This window comes from Shewanella sp. W3-18-1, from assembly GCF_000015185.1.
In the GTDB taxonomy this organism is placed as follows: Bacteria; Pseudomonadota; Gammaproteobacteria; order Enterobacterales; family Shewanellaceae; genus Shewanella; species Shewanella putrefaciens.
Map to the genome: position 1 here is coordinate 3,891,111 of NC_008750.1, position 16,879 is coordinate 3,907,989.

A 16,879-nucleotide genomic window follows, 5' to 3' on the forward strand; every position below is an offset into this window, starting at 1 on the left:
GCGACTCCTTAATGATGATGGTGATGATGCTCTTGCTCAGCATTGTTTTCTGCTTGCTTATTGACGGGTAGTGTTATCGCCATGTTTTTGCCATCGTCAAACTGCAATAGCAATTCAACTTGTTGTTCTAAGACAAGAGGTGCTTTTAAACCAAGTAACATGACATGATTACCCGATGGCGTTAACGTCAATTTGCCATGGGATGGAATATCAAATCCCTCAACATGTCGCATTTTAACCATGCCTTGCTCTTCAATAATGGTGTGAAGTTGTGCTTCTTTTGCTACATCAGTTTGTACGCCAACAAGACGAAGCGCTTTATCTGTGTGGTTTTCAAGCGTAAAGTAAGCGGCGGTATTGGGCACTGTATCTGGCATAGCTCGTACATGCCCTTCGGTCACAACCACACTCGCCAACACAGAAAAAGATGCACAGGATAGTGCGAGACAATTAAACATCTGTTTGAATATTGGTTTCAATGTCTTAAACTCCATGTCTACCCAATGTCGTCGTAAAGGAAAACAACCCATGAGTCATATACAGGTTCAGGATGATCAAGGTGTCCGTATTATCAGCTTTAATCGCCCTGATAAACGCAATGCACTTGATCTTAATATGTATAAACAACTGACAGAATACCTGATCGAAGGTGAAGCAGACAACGACATTCGTGCCTTTATGCTCCATGGACAAGATAATTGTTTCACCTCAGGGAATGATATTGCAGACTTTTTGAAAAATAGTGACTTAGGGCCTAATCATCCCGCTGTACGTTTTTTATTTTGTCTACTCGAACTGAAAAAGCCACTCGTAGCGGCTGTGTCTGGTTCCGCCGTGGGTATAGGTACAACGGTTCTATTACACTGTGATCTTGTGTATGCCGATAACACTGCCAAATTTCAACTACCCTTTGTTAATCTGGCACTCGTGCCTGAGGCTGGTGCCAGCTTACTCTTACCTGAACTCGTTGGTTATCAAAAAGCGGCAGAACTACTCTTACTCGGAGAGAGTTTTGATGCCAATACAGCCTATCGACTTAACATGATTAACGAGATTATCGCTCAGGAAGATTTACTCAGTTACACTCTTAATCAAGCCAAAAAACTCGCTAACCAACCGCCACAAGCTCTGCAAATGACTCGCCAGTTGATGCGTCCACATAAGAATCGAGTACAACATCAAATGCATCAAGAGTTGGAACAATTTAGCGCTAGGCTAAAGAGTGATGAAGCAAAAGCCAGATTCCAGACTTTTCTAAAAAAATAATGTCACTAAACCGTTCAGTGCTCACTATTTGCATGAGGGTCAAGTGCCCTCTTTTTGATGGATTAAGCATTAACGCTTATAAGCTGTTTATAAGGTAATCTCTCAAACCAACTTAAATAGACTTCTTCCACTGGGTCACTAACAACGCTAATACAAAGTAAACCAATAAGCTGACACCAGGCATCAAGAGGATAGCGACAGCCCACACTGCTCTTGTCCAAAAACAAGACCAACCAAATTGCCATGCCATTCCGGAAGCAACACCGCAGACTAAACGATCTGCATTTTCCATACGCATTTGAACTCGTTTCATTTTAAACTCCCTCATCACTTAAATACGCGCTTATTTTTCGCTGCAACAGTGCCACTGAAACCAGCAGATAATTCCTGAAAACAACGCGAGGCTAATCACTGGTAGCAGTAGCAAAGTCACTAGATGGGCTACAAACCACATAGGCAGATCCTACTACTTCGCACTATATTCAACGGCTGCGGCCGATTCAGTTTTATTGTCAGCACTTAAGCTAAGTTGGTTATTAAAGTCGTAGATACTTTCTGCAAGTTGTGTGTGTAGTGACAGCACTAACTCACGTTTAGCACTCACTAACAACTCTTGAGCCTGCGTTGTGAGTGTTTTTTCAATTGCAACCGCCACATCTGACATTGGGGCAGCTTGGGCATGCACCATCGCACTACTGATTAATCCAACACATAACACACTCATTTGAACTGATTTTTTAAGATTTGAAGTAAACATGATGTCTTCCCTTTCGATTAATTAACTTGACAAAGGGAGTATTACAAATGACGTGCCAACTTTAAAAAAACGAATAACACACTGAAAATAAATAAATTTATTTAAGGTGAATTTAGAGAGGTAAAAATTAAAAATAAGAAGTGGTGAAAAAAACTACTCACTTTAGCTAATTTCACCATTTTTTATCAGAACAAAAATCACACAGTCATTTCTGTCTGGATACTTTGAAAGGCCTGCCTAACAGTCTCGATCCCTGCACCATTTTTATGGGCGTTTTCACTTAAATAACGACGCCAAGCCCGAGCACCTGGTAACCCTTGAAATAAACCAATCATATGGCGAGTGATATGATTTAAGCGTCCACCCGCCTGCAAATGCGCTTCAATATAGGGCAACATAGCCTCAATGACATCCTCACGGCTAATCACCGCTCTTTGACTACCGCAAAGCACTTGATCAACCCGCGCAAGTATATAAGGATTTTGGTACGCCTCACGCCCCATCATCACTCCATCAAGTTGTGCTAAATGCCCTTGCGCTTGCTCAAGCGTTGTAACGCCACCATTAATACTGATATTCAGCACGGGATAATCACGTTTAAGTTGATATACTCGCTCATAATCAAGTGGTGGGATCTCGCGATTTTCTTTTGGACTCAATCCTTGTAACCAAGCCTTACGAGCATGAATAGTAAAATCCGTGCATCCCTTGGCGTTGACAATATCGATAAAGTACGTGAGAAATTCATAACTGTCTTGCTCATCAATACCGATGCGGGTTTTGACTGTAACTGGAATATCAACAACTTGCTTCATGGCATCCACACACTCAGCCACCAGCTCAGGCTCAGCCATTAAACAAGCACCGAAACGACCATTTTGCACACGATCGGAAGGACAACCGACATTGAGATTCACTTCATCATAACCGCGCTCCGCCGCGAGTTTAGCACAACGCGCTAAATCCTGCGGGTTAGAACCACCTAACTGCAGTGCCAAAGGATGCTCTTCTTGGTTATAGGCCAAGTAATCACCACGACCATGCAGTATCGCCCCTGTAGTCACCATTTCTGTGTATAACAATGCCTTAGCCGACATTAAACGTGCAAAATAACGATAGTGTCGGTCCGTCCAATCCAACATGGGCGCTATGGAAAAGGTTCTATCGAGTGAGTAAGTATCAATATTGTTATTTTTCAAAGTATTAACATCTATTCTGTGTTGAGACATGATGGACTCTTTCCAAGTGGCTTCTTGCCTAGCTAGCCATTGTAAAATTGAGACATTGTAAGCTCACGCTCAAGTTAACCCATCACTAGATTGACGATAACAACGCAAAAAGCACAGACAGAAATAGCCATTGCCCTTTCGTGCTCACAATATATTAGCCGCGCATTATACCGCTAATCGCGTATATTGTGGAAATTAAGGCGGCGGAGAATAAGCAAAGACCCCCTTATCGATATGCTTAGTATCGTAAACGAAGATCGCGATTTATCTCCCTGTGAATAAGCAACGGACTTCTTTTTCAGCAAACACGAGATAACAAGGTATTTAGAATGCCTCCTCCCTACCAATATTCAAATAAAGGATAAGAAAATGGTCAAATTAGCCGTACATTTATATCGAGTTCATCTAAGCTGATAGAGTGTGATCCTAGTTGCGGCGATAAAACCACTTTTCGACTAGTCTTAAATAAGCCACAACCGACAGGCTTAGAGCTAAAAGAGGACAAATTTAGGCATGAACGTCAATTTTATTAACCCTTTCCTACAATCGCTACTCAATGTTATTTCAACAATGGCGAGTATGGATTTGACGCCGGGCAAACCCCAAATAAAAAATGATAACTTAGCCAAAGGAGATGTTTCCGGATTGATCGGTATGGTTGGGCCACAGACTAAAGGATCCTTGTCGATTACATTTGAGCAAACGCTTGTACTACAGATTATGCAGAATATGCTCGGTGAGAACCCAGGCAAAATTAATGAGGAAGTCACCGATTTGGTCGGTGAAATCACCAATATGGTCACAGGTGGCGCTAAAAATCTTTTAGGGCAAAAAGGATATGAATTTGAAATGGCTACGCCTATGGTCGTATCAGGAAAAGGCCATACAATTTCCCATAAAGCCAATGGCACCAAAATTATTATGCCTTTTACTAGCCCACATGGTACTGCTTTTATTGAAATCTGTTTTGAAAGCTAACAGTGAGTATCGCTACTGTTATTAAAAGAAAACGGCACTTACGTGCCGCTGATTAACCTAAAAAACGCTATCTAAGCTAAACATACCGCCACCCTTGGCGTGAGTTTAGTCACTAACTCATAAGCGATAGTGCCGATCCTTTCTGCCACTTCTTCGACAGGTAAGTCCTGCCCCCAAAGTAGAACATCATCACCGACTTTATCAGTCGCATCTTGGCCTAAATCCACAGTGAGCATATCCATAGAGACACGACCAACGATGGGCACTCTACGGCCATTAACCCATACAGGTGTACCTTCGGGCGCATTACGAGGATAGCCATCGCCGTAACCAATAGCGACTACACCTAAACGGGTATCTTGTTTGGCCGTCCAATAACAGCCATAACCGACTGGCTGATTGGCTTTATGATCACGCACGGCGATAAGGCGCGAAACGAGATTCATCGCGGGGATAAGCCCATGATTTGTACCACAATCGCCTGCAACAGGAGACACTCCATAAAGTGCGATACCGGGTCTAATCCAATCACCTTGGCTTTTGGGCCAATAAAGCGCTCCTGCAGAATTAGCTAAGGTTCTAAAACCAGGTAAGCCCGCCGTCAATTCATTAAAAGCGGCCATTTGTACATCTGTATAATGGTTATCCGGTTCATCGGCACAGGCAAAATGCGTCATCAGATGAATGGGTTTTGCGATATTAGGGCAAGCCATCAATCTTGCATAAACGGTGGCAAATTGCTCAGGCGTGACCCCTAATCTGTGCATGCCAGAATCCACTTTAAGCCAGACGGTGACAGGTTTAGTGAGCTTAACCTGCTCTAACATCTCTATTTGCGATTCATGGTGAACCACAGTGTCAATATCGTGGGCAACCAGTAAAGGTAAGTCCGTGCTACGAAAGAATCCCTCGAGTAACAACAGCCGCGCCTTTACACCACCCGCTCGTAATTCTAGCGCTTCTTCTAAACGCGCCAACCCAAAACCATCGGCGTTCACAAGACAATTGGCCACATTCAGTAATCCATGGCCGTAACCATTGGCCTTAACAACAGCCATCACTTGGCTTGCGCGGGCCTGCTGACGCAGCACAGCTAAATTGTTTTGCAGTGCACTACTGCTAATTTCTGCACGGGGAAAAGGTTTCAAAATTTACCTTGCCTATTCTGGAAAAAGTCAGGAAATAAAAAGCCAGAGAAATAAAAAGAATACATAAGCGTTGCTTATCTTCTATCACCATCAACTTGTTCTTGTAAAACTCACTATCTATATGCTCAGACACGTCAATCGCTTAATCTTCTTCAAACTGAGGGCCTGCATAATTATCGAAGCGAGAATACTGACCTTGGAAGGTTAAGCGTACCCGTCCAATAGGACCGTTACGCTGCTTACCGATAATAATTTCGGCCGTGCCTTTATCTGGAGAATCGTTGTTATACACTTCATCACGGTAAATAAACATGATGAGATCCGCATCCTGCTCGATAGATCCCGATTCACGTAAGTCTGAGTTGACCGGACGTTTATCGGCTCGTTGCTCCAGTGATCGGTTAAGCTGAGACAGGGCAATAACAGGGATCTCTAGTTCTTTGGCCAAGGCTTTAAGTGAGCGAGAGATTTCGGCAATTTCAAGCGTTCGGTTTTCAGATAAAGCGGGCACTTGCATCAACTGTAAGTAGTCGACCATGATCATAGATAAGCCACCGTATTCACGAGCAATACGACGGGCGCGGCTACGCACTTCCGTCGGCGTTAAACCAGAACCATCGTCGATATACATTTTACCCTGCTCGAGCATAATCCCCATGGTCGATGACACCCGCGCCCAATCTTCATCATCAAGTTGACCAGTACGGATTTTAGTCTGATCGACGCGGCCTAATGAGGCGAGCATACGCATCATAATTTGTTCGGATGGCATCTCGAGACTGAAAATAAGTACGGGTTTATCTTCATTCATCGCTGCCTGTTCGCAGAGGTTCATCGCAAAGGTCGTTTTACCCATGGATGGACGTGCCGCCACGATAATCAAGTCGCCAGATTGGAAACCTGCGGTCATTTTATCGAGATCACTAAAACCACTCGATACCCCAGTTACACCGTTGTGCGGGTTGTTATAGAGTTTCTCAATCTTATCGACGGTTTTTTCAAGAATGGTTTTGATGCCTTCAGGGCCTTCGTTGGCATTGGTGCGTTGCTCAGCAATCTTAAAGACTTTGCTTTCGGCTAAATCGAGCAAAGCACTGGAGTCTCGGCCTTCGGGGTTATAACCCGCATCGGCAATTTCATGGGCGACGCGGATCATCTCTCTGACTACTGCACGTTCGCGAACAATCTCAGCATAGGAGACAATATTGCCGGCACTGGGAGTATTCTTAGCAATTTCACCTAAGTAGGCAAATCCACCAGCCTCTTCAAGCTGATTTTCAAGCTCAAGTTGCTCAGAAACCGTGATCAAATCGATGGGCTGACTGGTTTCCACTAGGCGGTGCATCGCCGCAAAAATCATCCGGTGCGAGCGCGAGTAAAAATCTTCTTTTACGACCGTTTCAGCCACCTTATCCCAAGCATCGGCGTCCAACATTAGGCCGCCTAATACCGATTGTTCAGCCTCAATAGAATGCGGTGGCAGCTTGAGTCCATCTAGCTGCAAATCTCTTGGCTTACTTTTAGGCTTAAAAGCACCTTGTTGTGACATTAACACTCCCGATTTCCAACAACTTAACAAAATATGATATAAAACCCGCGTTAAGCAACAGGTGGTTTACCTGTTATCCTGTTCCAACGGACACTCTAACAATCAATAAGGAAAAGACATGCGTATTGCACTGGTTGCGACCTTAGTACTGACATCCGGCATAGCGAATGCCGACGAAGGGCAATGGCAACCTTATCAAATGCCTTCAATTGCAGACAAACTCAGTGAACGCGGAATCGACATTCCTGCCGAAAAACTGGCCGATCTAACTAGCTATCCAATGAATGCCGTTGTCGGGCTGGGCTATTGTACCGCCAGTTTTGTCTCCCCCCAAGGGCTAGTTGTGACAAACCATCATTGTGCCTACAAAGCGATACAATATAACACTAAGCAAGAACATAACTATCTAGAACAAGGCTTTTTAGCCACATCAATGGATAAAGAACCTTCGGCTGGGCCGAACGAGCGTTTATATATTACCGAAGCCGTTACCGATGTAACCAAGGACGTCACTAAAGAGTTAAGTCAAGATCCCCTCACCCGCTATGAAGAAATTCAAAATAATAGCAAAGCACTCATAAAAAACTGTGAAGTGGATGATAACTATCGCTGTAATGTCCGTAGTTTTCATAACGGCTTAGAATACTACTTAATCAAGCAATTGATGATCCGCGATGTACGTTTAGTCTATGCACCGCCAGAAAGTGTTGGCGGCTACGGTGGTGATATCGATAACTACGAGTACCCACGCCACTCGGGGGATTTTGCCTTCCTACGGGCTTACGTGGGTAAAGATGGTAAGCCCGCAGCCTATGCGGAAGATAACATTCCCTACAAACCGAAAAGCTACCTTAAAGTGAATGCCGATGGCGTTAAGGCTGGTGATGGCGTGTTTGTTGCGGGTTATCCCGGAACGACTAGCCGCTATAATCTCACTAGTGAGATTAAATTTGCCAGTGATTGGCTCTATCCAACCCAAGCCAAACGCTATCAATTACAGATTGATACCATCGACGCTATGGGGCAAGAAGATGCAGATATCGCCATAAAATACGCTGGTAATATGGCCTCAATGGCCAACCGAATGAAGAAACTTAATGGTTTGTTAGCGGGCTTTAAAGCCACGGATATCATTGGCATTAAGCAAAGCCGTGAAGATAATTTTTTAGCTTGGCTTAAACAAAACCCTAAACTAAATCAAAATCTTATTGCAGAACTAGAAGTGTTACTCGCCGAGCAGCAACAAGTATTCCAGAGTAATTATTACTTTACCAATGCCCAATCGAGCACACTGTTAACCGCCGCTAACAGCCTTTATCGCCTTGCGAAGGAAAAACAAAAGAGCGATGCTGAACGCGAAATTGGTTATCAAGAGCGTGATTTGGCGATGTTTAGCTCGCGCTTAAAACGTATCGATTCAAGCTTTCACGTTGACGTAGATAAGACCCTATGGCGACAAGACCTCACAGCGTATCTTGCTCAACCGAATCGCATAGCAGCCCTTGATGATGCACTGGATCTCAACAATAAAGAGACAAATCTCGAGGCAAAACTCGATGGTTTGTATTCACTCACGACGCTCACAGACCAAGCCCAGCGTCTCGCCTGGATGGATGCCGATACGACAACCTTCGAAACCAGTACCGATCCCTTTATTCGTTTAGCCGTTGCGCTCTACGATACCAATATGGCACAGGAGAAAGCGGAAAAAATACTCGATGGTAAGTTATCGACTGCACGTCCTGACTATATGGCCGCGGTTATCGAGTATTACAAAGCCAATAACTGGCCTGTCTACCCTGATGCCAACGGTACACTTCGTATCAGCTACGGTATGGTGGATGGTTATCAATCCCGTGATGCACTCTATAAACAGCCGTTTACTCGTCTGGATGGCATAGTGGCTAAACACACAGGAGCCGAACCCTACAATGCCCCCCAAAAACTACTTGATGCCATTAGCGAGCAACGCTTTGGCGATCACCTTGTGAAGTCAGTTTATCAAGATCCCCGCGGCTGGATTTGCCGTCTGTTCTCTTGCTTAGATAAACCAGAAGAATTTAACTCAGTGCCGGTTAACTTCTTATCCAGCGTAGATACCACAGGTGGCAACTCAGGTTCACCCGTCTTTAACGGTAAAGGGGAATTGGTGGGCCTTAACTTCGACTCTACCTATGAAGCGATTACTAAGGATTGGTTCTTCAATCCGACAATCACCCGCGCCGTACACGTGGATATCCGTTATATCCTGTGGATGATGGATAAAGTTGACCATGCCGATAATCTGATTAAAGAACTGGATTTAGTGAGAAATTAATCTTCTAAGCTAAATCAGTTGTTATAGACAAAAAACCGCTCACTGTTATGCAATGAGCGGTTTTTATTTAAGCGAGCACCTTAGCCACTTATGTAGTTTAAGATTGAATGTGTACCGATTACTTACCGCATTCATTCCCTATCAAAACTTGCTCAAGCATAACATGGCGCCCAACACTGAATTTCAACCATAAAAAAACACCGCCGAAGCGGTGTTTTTTTAGTTTAAAGCAGTATGTAATTAAGCTTCTGCAACGATAGAAACTTTAACAACAGCTTTAACTTCAGTGTGTAACTGAACTTCAACTTCGAAGTCGCCAGTAGTACGCAGAGCGCCTAATGGTAAACGAACTTCTGATTTAGCCAGCTCAACACCAGCAGCAGTTACTGCATCAGCGATGTCACGGTTGCCAACTGAACCAAACAGTTTGCCTTCATCACCCGCTTTAGAAGCGATAACAACCGCTTCCAGGGCAGTGATTTTCTCAGCGCGTTGGTTAGCAGCAGCTAATTCAGCAGCTAATTTAGCTTCTAATTCAGCGCGACGAGCTTCAAATACTTTAACGTTGCTTTCGTTAGCAACAACAGCTTTACCTTGTGGCAGCAGGTAGTTACGAGCGTAACCAGCCTTAACTACAACTTGGTCACCCAAGTTACCTAGGTTAGCGATTTTATCAAGCAGAATAACGTTCATTATCAAATCCTCTATATTCGATTAGGAATACTGCAATTACTGATGTAAATCAGTGTATGGCAGTAGAGAAAGATAACGAGCACGCTTGATAGCGCGAGCTAGTTGGCGCTGATATTTAGCACTAGTACCAGTGATACGGCTTGGAACAATTTTGCCGCTTTCAGTGATGTAGTTCTTTAAAGTAACGATATCTTTGTAATCAATCTCTGCAACACCTTCAGCGGTGAAACGGCAGAACTTGCGACGACGGAAATAACGTGCCATGTGACAGTCTCCTAAGTTTTCAATTCGACATTTTCGGCATGGATAACTAAGCGGTTTTGACCATTTCGCCCTTGTTGGAGCGTCATAAAGCCTTGCACTTGCACTTCCACACCTGCTTTCAGATTGTCTGCGACGCTTTCAAAGCGCGGGCCACTCAATATCACTTGTATTTGTACGTAGACGTTGCGGAGCATATCTGCTTCATAACGCTGCGATTTGTGTTCCAGCATAATCACACTGTGTGCAATCCCTGCTGGGCTTTTAAAGCGTCTGGAACGGGTTATGGTTCCGGACAACACCAAGCTATTGGTGGTCACAGATAAACTTACTCACCGATTTCTTCAGCGTGAGCTTCATCGTATGAGCGTTCGCCAGCTGGGCCACGACGTGAATCGCGCTCATCTCTAGCTCTAGCCATTGGAGATGCTTCAGTAACGGCAACTTTAGTACGCATTACCATGTTACGCAGAACTGCGTCGTTGAAACGGAAAGCTGTTTCTAGCTCTTCGATCGTTTCTGCAGGTGCTTCAACGTTCATCAGAACGTAGTGAGCTTTATGCAGATCTTGGATTGGGTAAGCCAATTGGCGACGGCCCCAATCTTCTAAACGGTGGATTGTGCCGTTAGCTTCGGTGATAACACCTGTGTAACGCTCAATCATACCTGGTACTTGTTCACTTTGATCTGGGTGAACCATAAATACGATTTCGTAATGACGCATTTATTGCTCCTTACGGTTATGTAGCCCCGGTATTGGCTCAGTCAAACCAAATAGAGGCAAGGAACGAAAATTAGTGACTGATTTGAGCGCGAGATAGTACAGAAAGCAGACGCGAAACTCAAGCAATAACTTTGCCTCGCTTGCCAATACAGGTATGATGACGCCTCGCCCCCATTCGGATATCTGAAATCAGCCAACCAAGAATAAAATACAATGCTAAAAGTTACCGCTCTTATCAGTTTATGTTCTCTTTCAATGCCGGCATTTGCGCTCGTCCCCCCCGACTATCAGGAGCCTCCTAGCGACTTTACGGCTGAAGTCGAAGCAGGATTACAGCTAAACACAGGTAATACCGAATCGAGTAGTTTTAATGGCCGAACCCAGCTCATTTACGACACGAAACAAACCAAACAAGAAGCCACATTAAAAGCTTACTTTGCATCCGAAAAAAGCCAAACCACTTCAGAAAAATATGAACTGCAATTGCAGTCAAACTATAAGCTCAATAAAGGGTATGTTTTTGGCCGTGGGGACTTTACGTGGGACCAATTTGGTAGCTATACCCAGATATCAACACTTTCAAGTGGTTATGGTTTTAATGCTATTAGTAATCATAAAACAAAGCTGAGTCTCGAAATAGGTCCTGGTTACCGTTATAACTTACCCGCTGAGTCTACTTCTGTTCCCGATCCAGACGCAGAAAAAGATGCCATTTTACGTACAGCGGCGAAGTTTTCTCAAAAACTACAGGAATACACGAGTATCAATGCCGATCTCACCGCTGAAGTTGGGGAAAATAACAACACACTGACTTTAGATATGAGCTACAAAAACCTCGTATTTCAGGATTGGGCGTTTAAAATTGGAATGAACATTAAATACACTGAAGTGGTTCCCGAAGGGAGTCAGCAAACTGATACGATAACGACATTCAATCTACTCTATACATTTAGGTAAATTGTTTGGATTAATGGACCATCGATTAACCTTGGTTAAACCCAAACTCCTTGTGCAAAACCGCCATTATCTCCGTGTAATCTGAAGCACCATTTATGCTTCTGTGGTCATAATTTAGTGACCCATACACAAAAACGAAAAATAAATCGATAATCACCAACAATTTGCAACACTCTACAAACACCAACCCCTGATATACTAGCCAAGAATTATCTTGTTTGCGTTTTTGGCTGTGTTGGTGTTTAGAGTGATTTGACACTTTTTTATACAAGGCAGACAAAATTCAACATCGGAAAGTTAACACGCCTTAGGAGTAGTATATGGCAAACCCGCTACGCACTTTCGCCTCTTTATATAGCACAACGCTCTTAACTGTGTTGGCAGGTGGCTTACTTACCACTTATTTAGGACTTAGGCTCTCTGTAGCGAATGTGCCACAACTTTGGATTGGTAGCATGATGTCTGCCTATTACGTCGGCCTCGTTGCTGGCTCCAAGATAGGGCATAAACTTATCGCTCAGGTCGGTCATATTCGTGCATTTGTGGCAAGTGCGGGTATCGTTGCGGCATCGGCATTATGTCACGCTCTCGTTAATGATCTATTTATATGGATACTACTTAGACTTATCGTTGGCATGGGGATGATGTGCCAATATATGGTGCTTGAAAGCTGGTTAAATGAACAAGCGGAAAATAGTCAACGTGGCACTGTATTCGCGAGCTACATGATCGTCTCTTACTTTGGCTTAATCCTCGGACAGGGGGCCATTAGTATCTATCCCGAACTGGGTTTAGAACCCTTATTGCTTATCGCCATTTGTTTTGCACTGTGTATTGTACCTATTTCACTTACTCGCCGAATTCATCCTGCGCCACTGATACCAGCGCCACTGCAAATTACTCATTACTGGAAAAAAGCCCCACAGGCCCTCACCACCATTGCAATAGGCAGCATGATCGTCGGCTCCTTTTATGGTCTCGCTCCCGCCTATGCCAGTAATTTAGGATTACCACCGGAGAAAGTCGCAACCTACATGACTGCCACTATCCTTGCAGGACTTTTGGCACAATGGCCGATGGGCAAACTGTCCGACATTATGCCCCGCAGCAGGCTTATTCGTATCAACTGCGTGCTCCTCGGTATTTTAGCTCTGGGCATTGCACTCACACCCTATCACCCCGTCATTTCATTGGTGATGACTTTCCTTTTTGGGATCCTTGGATTTACTTTTTATCCATTGGCAACAGCCTTAGCTAACTCTCGGGTAGAGCAAAGTGAACGCGTGGGTTTGTCAGCCACAATCTTACTCACCTTTGGTCTGGGTGCCAGTATCGGTCCATTAATCGCATCCACCCTAATGCAATGGCTAGGCAATAACATGCTCTATGGTTTTATGTCCGCCTGCACGTTAGTACTCTTTTTACGCTTACGTTATGTCAACTCACTGCAAAAAACGGAAACAAATATCACCCAAGACTACATAATGGCGACAGGGGATTTAGTCTCGTCTCCACTGGCTGCAGCACTTGATCCTCGGGTGGACGTCGAGTCAATTCAGGAGCATATGACTCCGAATCCAGAAGAATATGAGGATCAAGAAGATTTAGGTGCAGATGCGATAACGAGTGATGACGAAGATGATGATCAACAACTTGCCTTTAGTTTCGATATGGAACCCGTTCGCACTTTCGCCTCACAAATGGAGACGATAGTGCCGCTTGATGAACAAGTCTGCGAGACAAAAGATTTAGCTAAACCTATTTAATTAATCAATTAATAAAAAAGACGGAAAATATCCGTCTTTTTATGGCTTATAACGAGTAATTTAATTAGCTACGGCGTTGACGCACTGCTTCAAATAAGCAAACACCTGTCGCGACCGAGACATTCAAGCTAGACACGCTTCCCGCCATAGGGATAGAAATAAGCGAATCACAAGACTCACGACTTAAACGGCGTAAGCCTTTATCTTCAGCGCCCATAGCAATCGCCAATGGCCCTTTAAGATCCGCTTGATAAAGCTCGCAATCAGCCTCGCCCGCCGTGCCCACAATCCACACACCTTTATCCTGTAGATGGCGCATCGTGCGCGCAAGATTAGTGACTTGGAATAAAGGGACGGTTTCTGCCGCGCCACATGCCACTTTACTCACTGTCGCCGTTAAGCCAACCGAGTTATCCTTAGGGACGATAATACCTTGCACGCCCGCCGCATCGGCATTACGTAGGCAAGCACCTAAGTTATGGGGATCGGTCACACCATCCAAGATCAACAGGAATGGTTGCTCAGTGTTAGCAAGTAGCACATCTAAATCTTGCTCATTCAATACTTTTGCCGCTTTAACGCGCGCGACTATGCCTTGATGTTGGCTGCTTTCCGCTTTGTCATCCAAGGCTTTACGAGAAGCCACTTGAATCGTCGTACCAAAGGCCTTAGCCTGATCGGCAAGCACAGTTAAACGCTCATCATCACGACCTTGTAACAGCCACAACTCAATAATGCGCTCAGGGCTGTGTTTTAACAGGGCTTCAACTGCGTGGATCCCAAAAATAATATCTTGTTTTTTCATTTATTTCTTTCTCGTGCTCCGCTTCGCGGCTTTTGGCTTTTTAGCCGGATCTTTTACAGTTGCTTTTTTGGCTTTAGCACCCGCTTTGGCCTTAGGTTTGGCTTTGCCTGTTCCAACTTTGGCGCTAGATGCCGCGGTTTTGCCAGCTTTACCTTGCTTAGCACCTTCACGATTAACACGCTCACGGGCTGTCATAGGTTTATCACGGCTAGCTGATACTTTACGCTTGCCACCTTTGCTATCATCACCCAGCATGATCAAATCAATCTGTCTGTCATCTAAGTTGACTGCAGCGACCTTAACTGTCACAGGATCACCCACTTGATAGACTTGGCCTGTGTGCTCGCCGATAAGACGTTGGCGCATTGGATCAAACTGGTAGTAATCGCTACCTAGGCTTGAGATATGCACTAAGCCATCGATAAATAGCTCATTTAAACGCACAAACAAACCAAAACTGGTTACTGAAGCAATCACAGCTTCGAAGGTATCGCCGACGTGATCTTGCATAAACTCGCACTTGAGCCAATCGCTGACATCTCGAGTTGCTTCATCGGCACGACGTTCTGTGGTCGAACACTCTTCACCTAATTGATCGAGTTCATCGAGTTGATAGTGGTAGCCACCATCCTGCGTCCACTTCTCAGTGGCTTCGCCCCTTTCCTTCGCCAGTAAATAACGGATCACACGATGTAACACTAAATCCGGATAGCGGCGAATGGGCGAGGTAAAATGCGCATATTCTTCTAAGGCTAAACCGAAGTGGCCTTCATTATCAGGTGTATAAATTGCTTGACGCATAGAACGCAGCAACATCACTTGGATAAGTTCAGCATCGGGACGGTCGGCAATTTGCAGCATCACGTTCTGATAATCTGACGGCGTTGGCTCAAGCCCGCCAGTCATAGTCAAGCCACGCTCGGCCAAAAACTCTTTAAAGTTCGCTAGCTTTTGCTCTGATGGCGCTTCATGTACACGATACAAGACTTCGCCTTTGTGTTTCTTCACAAACTTAGCCGCCGAAACGTTGGCTAAAATCATACATTCTTCAATGATTTTATGTGCTTGATTGCGGCCACGTGGCACAATTTTTTCAATCTTGCGCTGCTCATTAAAAATAAACTGCGTTTCCATGGTCTCAAAGGCAATCGCGCCGCGCTCGGCTCGCTGCTCATCGAGCGCTAAATACAATGATTGTAAACACTGCAAATGTGGGAATAAGGCCTCGTGCTCTGGTGCAATCGGGCCGCCTTCTAACATCTCTGCCACTTGGGTATAAGTGAAACGGGCATGGGAATACATCACAGCCGGATAAAATTTGTAACCCGATAACTTACCTTTTGCAGATACCGTCATCTCAGCGACCATACATAAACGGTCGACGTGAGGATTAAGCGAACATAAGCCGTTAGAGATTTTCTCTGGCAACATAGGGATAACTTGCGACGGGAAATACACTGAATTACCACGGGCACGCGCTTCAGTATCTAATGCCGAATCGGTGCGTACATAGTAACTGACATCCGCGATTGCGACCCATAAACGCCAGCCGCCACCTGCTTTTTTCTCGGCATACACTGCATCATCAAAATCGCGGGCGTCTTCCCCGTCAATAGTCACTAAGGGGAGATGACGTAAATCCACACGGCCTACTTTATCGGCTTCGGTCACTTCATCGGGAATACGGCGCAGTTTCTTCTCGATCACGGGTGACCAAGTATGGGGTAAGTCATAGTTACGCAGGGCGATTTCGATTTCCATCCCCGGCGCCATTTGCTTACCAAGCACTTCGGTCACTTTACCCGCAGCCTTAACAAAACGGCCTGGGCGACGCGTTAATTCAACCACAACCACATCACCTTGACGGGCGCCATTGCGGTCTTCATTGGCGACTAAAATTTCTTGGGTAATGCGTTTATCATCGGCAATCACAAATGCCATACCGCTATCGACATGATAGCGACCGACAATTGCAGCACTGCGAGGCTGAATAAGGCGTACAATACGGGCTTCGCGGCGGCCTCGACGATCTAACCCTGCCTTTTGCGCCAGTACTTTATCACCGTGGAAGTACATCAACATATCGCGGTTGGAGATAAATAAGTCATCACCGCCTTCATCGGGCTTGAAAAAGCCAAAGCCTTCCCTATGCCCAAGAACGATGCCGGAAATTAAGTCCATCTTCTCTGGTAAGCCATAGCTTTGTCCGCGGGTGAACACCAGTTCGCCATCGCGTTCCATCGCACGTAGGCGACGCCTTAAGGCTTCTAGTTGCTCTTCCTCGTGAATGTTTAACGCTGCGGCGATGCTGTCACGAGTGATGGGTGATTTTTGAGAACGTAAGTATTCGATAATATACTCACGGCTTGGGATAGGGTTTTCGTACTTATCCTGTTCACGCTCAAAATGAGGGTCTTTTATCATTCAAT

17 protein-coding genes are annotated in these 16,879 nt (G+C 44.9%); 5 read left to right on the forward strand and 12 right to left on the reverse strand.

Annotation, left to right across the window (positions count from 1 at the left end; translation table 11 throughout):
* Positions 1-8: 8 nt before the first annotated feature.
* A complete protein-coding gene (locus SPUTW3181_RS17700) occupies positions 9-494 on the reverse strand; it encodes a copper chaperone PCu(A)C (RefSeq protein WP_011790665.1) in 486 nt (161 codons plus the stop codon).
* A gap of 34 nt (positions 495-528) precedes the next feature.
* Here SPUTW3181_RS17700 and SPUTW3181_RS17705 point away from each other — a divergent pair, with 34 nt between their 5' ends.
* Positions 529-1,266 (forward strand): enoyl-CoA hydratase-related protein, encoded by a 738-nt coding sequence (locus tag SPUTW3181_RS17705; protein WP_011790666.1) that lies wholly within the window; start codon positions 529-531, stop codon positions 1,264-1,266.
* Positions 1,267-1,378: 112 nt separating this feature from the next.
* Here the strand turns inward: SPUTW3181_RS17705 and SPUTW3181_RS17710 are convergent, their stop codons facing one another.
* The 3 genes from SPUTW3181_RS17710 to dusA form a co-directional block, all read right to left on the reverse strand.
* Positions 1,379-1,579: a PspC domain-containing protein gene (locus SPUTW3181_RS17710; protein WP_011790667.1), complete on the reverse strand. Its 201-nt coding sequence runs from the start codon at positions 1,577-1,579 to the stop codon at positions 1,379-1,381.
* A gap of 153 nt (positions 1,580-1,732) precedes the next feature.
* On the reverse strand, positions 1,733-2,023 hold the full coding sequence (locus SPUTW3181_RS17720; protein WP_011790668.1) for a hypothetical protein: 291 nt from the start codon (positions 2,021-2,023) through the stop codon (positions 1,733-1,735).
* Between the two features lie 197 nt (positions 2,024-2,220).
* Complete coding sequence (gene dusA, locus SPUTW3181_RS17725) at positions 2,221-3,252, reverse strand: tRNA dihydrouridine(20/20a) synthase DusA (RefSeq protein WP_011790669.1); 1,032 nt, start codon at positions 3,250-3,252, stop codon at positions 2,221-2,223.
* Between the two features lie 513 nt (positions 3,253-3,765).
* Between dusA and SPUTW3181_RS17730 the strand changes: the two genes are divergently transcribed.
* The gene (locus SPUTW3181_RS17730; RefSeq protein WP_011790670.1) at positions 3,766-4,230 is read left to right on the forward strand and encodes a chemotaxis protein CheX; all 465 of its coding nucleotides are present in this window, start codon (positions 3,766-3,768) and stop codon (positions 4,228-4,230) included.
* A 71-nt stretch (positions 4,231-4,301) separates the two neighbouring features.
* Here SPUTW3181_RS17730 and alr read toward each other — a convergent pair whose 3' ends face one another.
* Positions 4,302-5,378 (reverse strand): alanine racemase, encoded by a 1,077-nt coding sequence (alr, locus tag SPUTW3181_RS17735; protein ID WP_011790671.1) that lies wholly within the window; start codon positions 5,376-5,378, stop codon positions 4,302-4,304.
* A gap of 142 nt (positions 5,379-5,520) precedes the next feature.
* Positions 5,521-6,927, reverse strand: coding sequence for a replicative DNA helicase (dnaB, locus tag SPUTW3181_RS17740; protein ID WP_011790672.1), 1,407 nt, complete (start codon positions 6,925-6,927; stop codon positions 5,521-5,523).
* 118 nt (positions 6,928-7,045) lie between these two features.
* Between dnaB and SPUTW3181_RS17745 the strand changes: the two genes are divergently transcribed.
* The gene (locus SPUTW3181_RS17745; protein WP_011790673.1) at positions 7,046-9,244 is read left to right on the forward strand and encodes a S46 family peptidase; all 2,199 of its coding nucleotides are present in this window, start codon (positions 7,046-7,048) and stop codon (positions 9,242-9,244) included.
* Positions 9,245-9,484: 240 nt separating this feature from the next.
* Here SPUTW3181_RS17745 and rplI read toward each other — a convergent pair whose 3' ends face one another.
* Genes rplI through rpsF form a run of 4 tightly spaced genes read right to left on the reverse strand, consistent with a single transcriptional unit; the run spans position 9,485 to position 10,922 of the window.
* Entirely contained in the window at positions 9,485-9,937 is a 453-nt protein-coding gene (gene rplI, locus SPUTW3181_RS17750) for a 50S ribosomal protein L9 (protein ID WP_011790674.1), read from the reverse strand.
* A 36-nt stretch (positions 9,938-9,973) separates the two neighbouring features.
* The gene (rpsR, locus tag SPUTW3181_RS17755; protein WP_006083042.1) at positions 9,974-10,201 is read right to left on the reverse strand and encodes a 30S ribosomal protein S18; all 228 of its coding nucleotides are present in this window, start codon (positions 10,199-10,201) and stop codon (positions 9,974-9,976) included.
* 11 nt (positions 10,202-10,212) lie between these two features.
* The gene (gene priB, locus SPUTW3181_RS17760; protein ID WP_011790675.1) at positions 10,213-10,518 is read right to left on the reverse strand and encodes a primosomal replication protein N; all 306 of its coding nucleotides are present in this window, start codon (positions 10,516-10,518) and stop codon (positions 10,213-10,215) included.
* 8 nt (positions 10,519-10,526) lie between these two features.
* Positions 10,527-10,922: a 30S ribosomal protein S6 gene (gene rpsF / locus SPUTW3181_RS17765; RefSeq protein WP_011790676.1), complete on the reverse strand. Its 396-nt coding sequence runs from the start codon at positions 10,920-10,922 to the stop codon at positions 10,527-10,529.
* Positions 10,923-11,135: 213 nt separating this feature from the next.
* Here rpsF and SPUTW3181_RS17770 point away from each other — a divergent pair, with 213 nt between their 5' ends.
* Together SPUTW3181_RS17770 and SPUTW3181_RS17780 are read left to right on the forward strand one after the other, a co-directional pair.
* Complete coding sequence (locus SPUTW3181_RS17770; RefSeq protein ID WP_011790677.1) at positions 11,136-11,879, forward strand: YdiY family protein; 744 nt, start codon at positions 11,136-11,138, stop codon at positions 11,877-11,879.
* A gap of 320 nt (positions 11,880-12,199) precedes the next feature.
* Positions 12,200-13,645 (forward strand): MFS transporter, encoded by a 1,446-nt coding sequence (locus SPUTW3181_RS17780; protein ID WP_011790678.1) that lies wholly within the window; start codon positions 12,200-12,202, stop codon positions 13,643-13,645.
* Positions 13,646-13,709: 64 nt separating this feature from the next.
* Here SPUTW3181_RS17780 and rlmB read toward each other — a convergent pair whose 3' ends face one another.
* Complete coding sequence (rlmB, locus tag SPUTW3181_RS17785; protein ID WP_011790679.1) at positions 13,710-14,450, reverse strand: 23S rRNA (guanosine(2251)-2'-O)-methyltransferase RlmB; 741 nt, start codon at positions 14,448-14,450, stop codon at positions 13,710-13,712.
* A complete protein-coding gene (rnr, locus tag SPUTW3181_RS17790; RefSeq protein ID WP_011790680.1) occupies positions 14,451-16,874 on the reverse strand; it encodes a ribonuclease R in 2,424 nt (807 codons plus the stop codon).
* Positions 16,875-16,879: the final 5 nt, after the last annotated feature.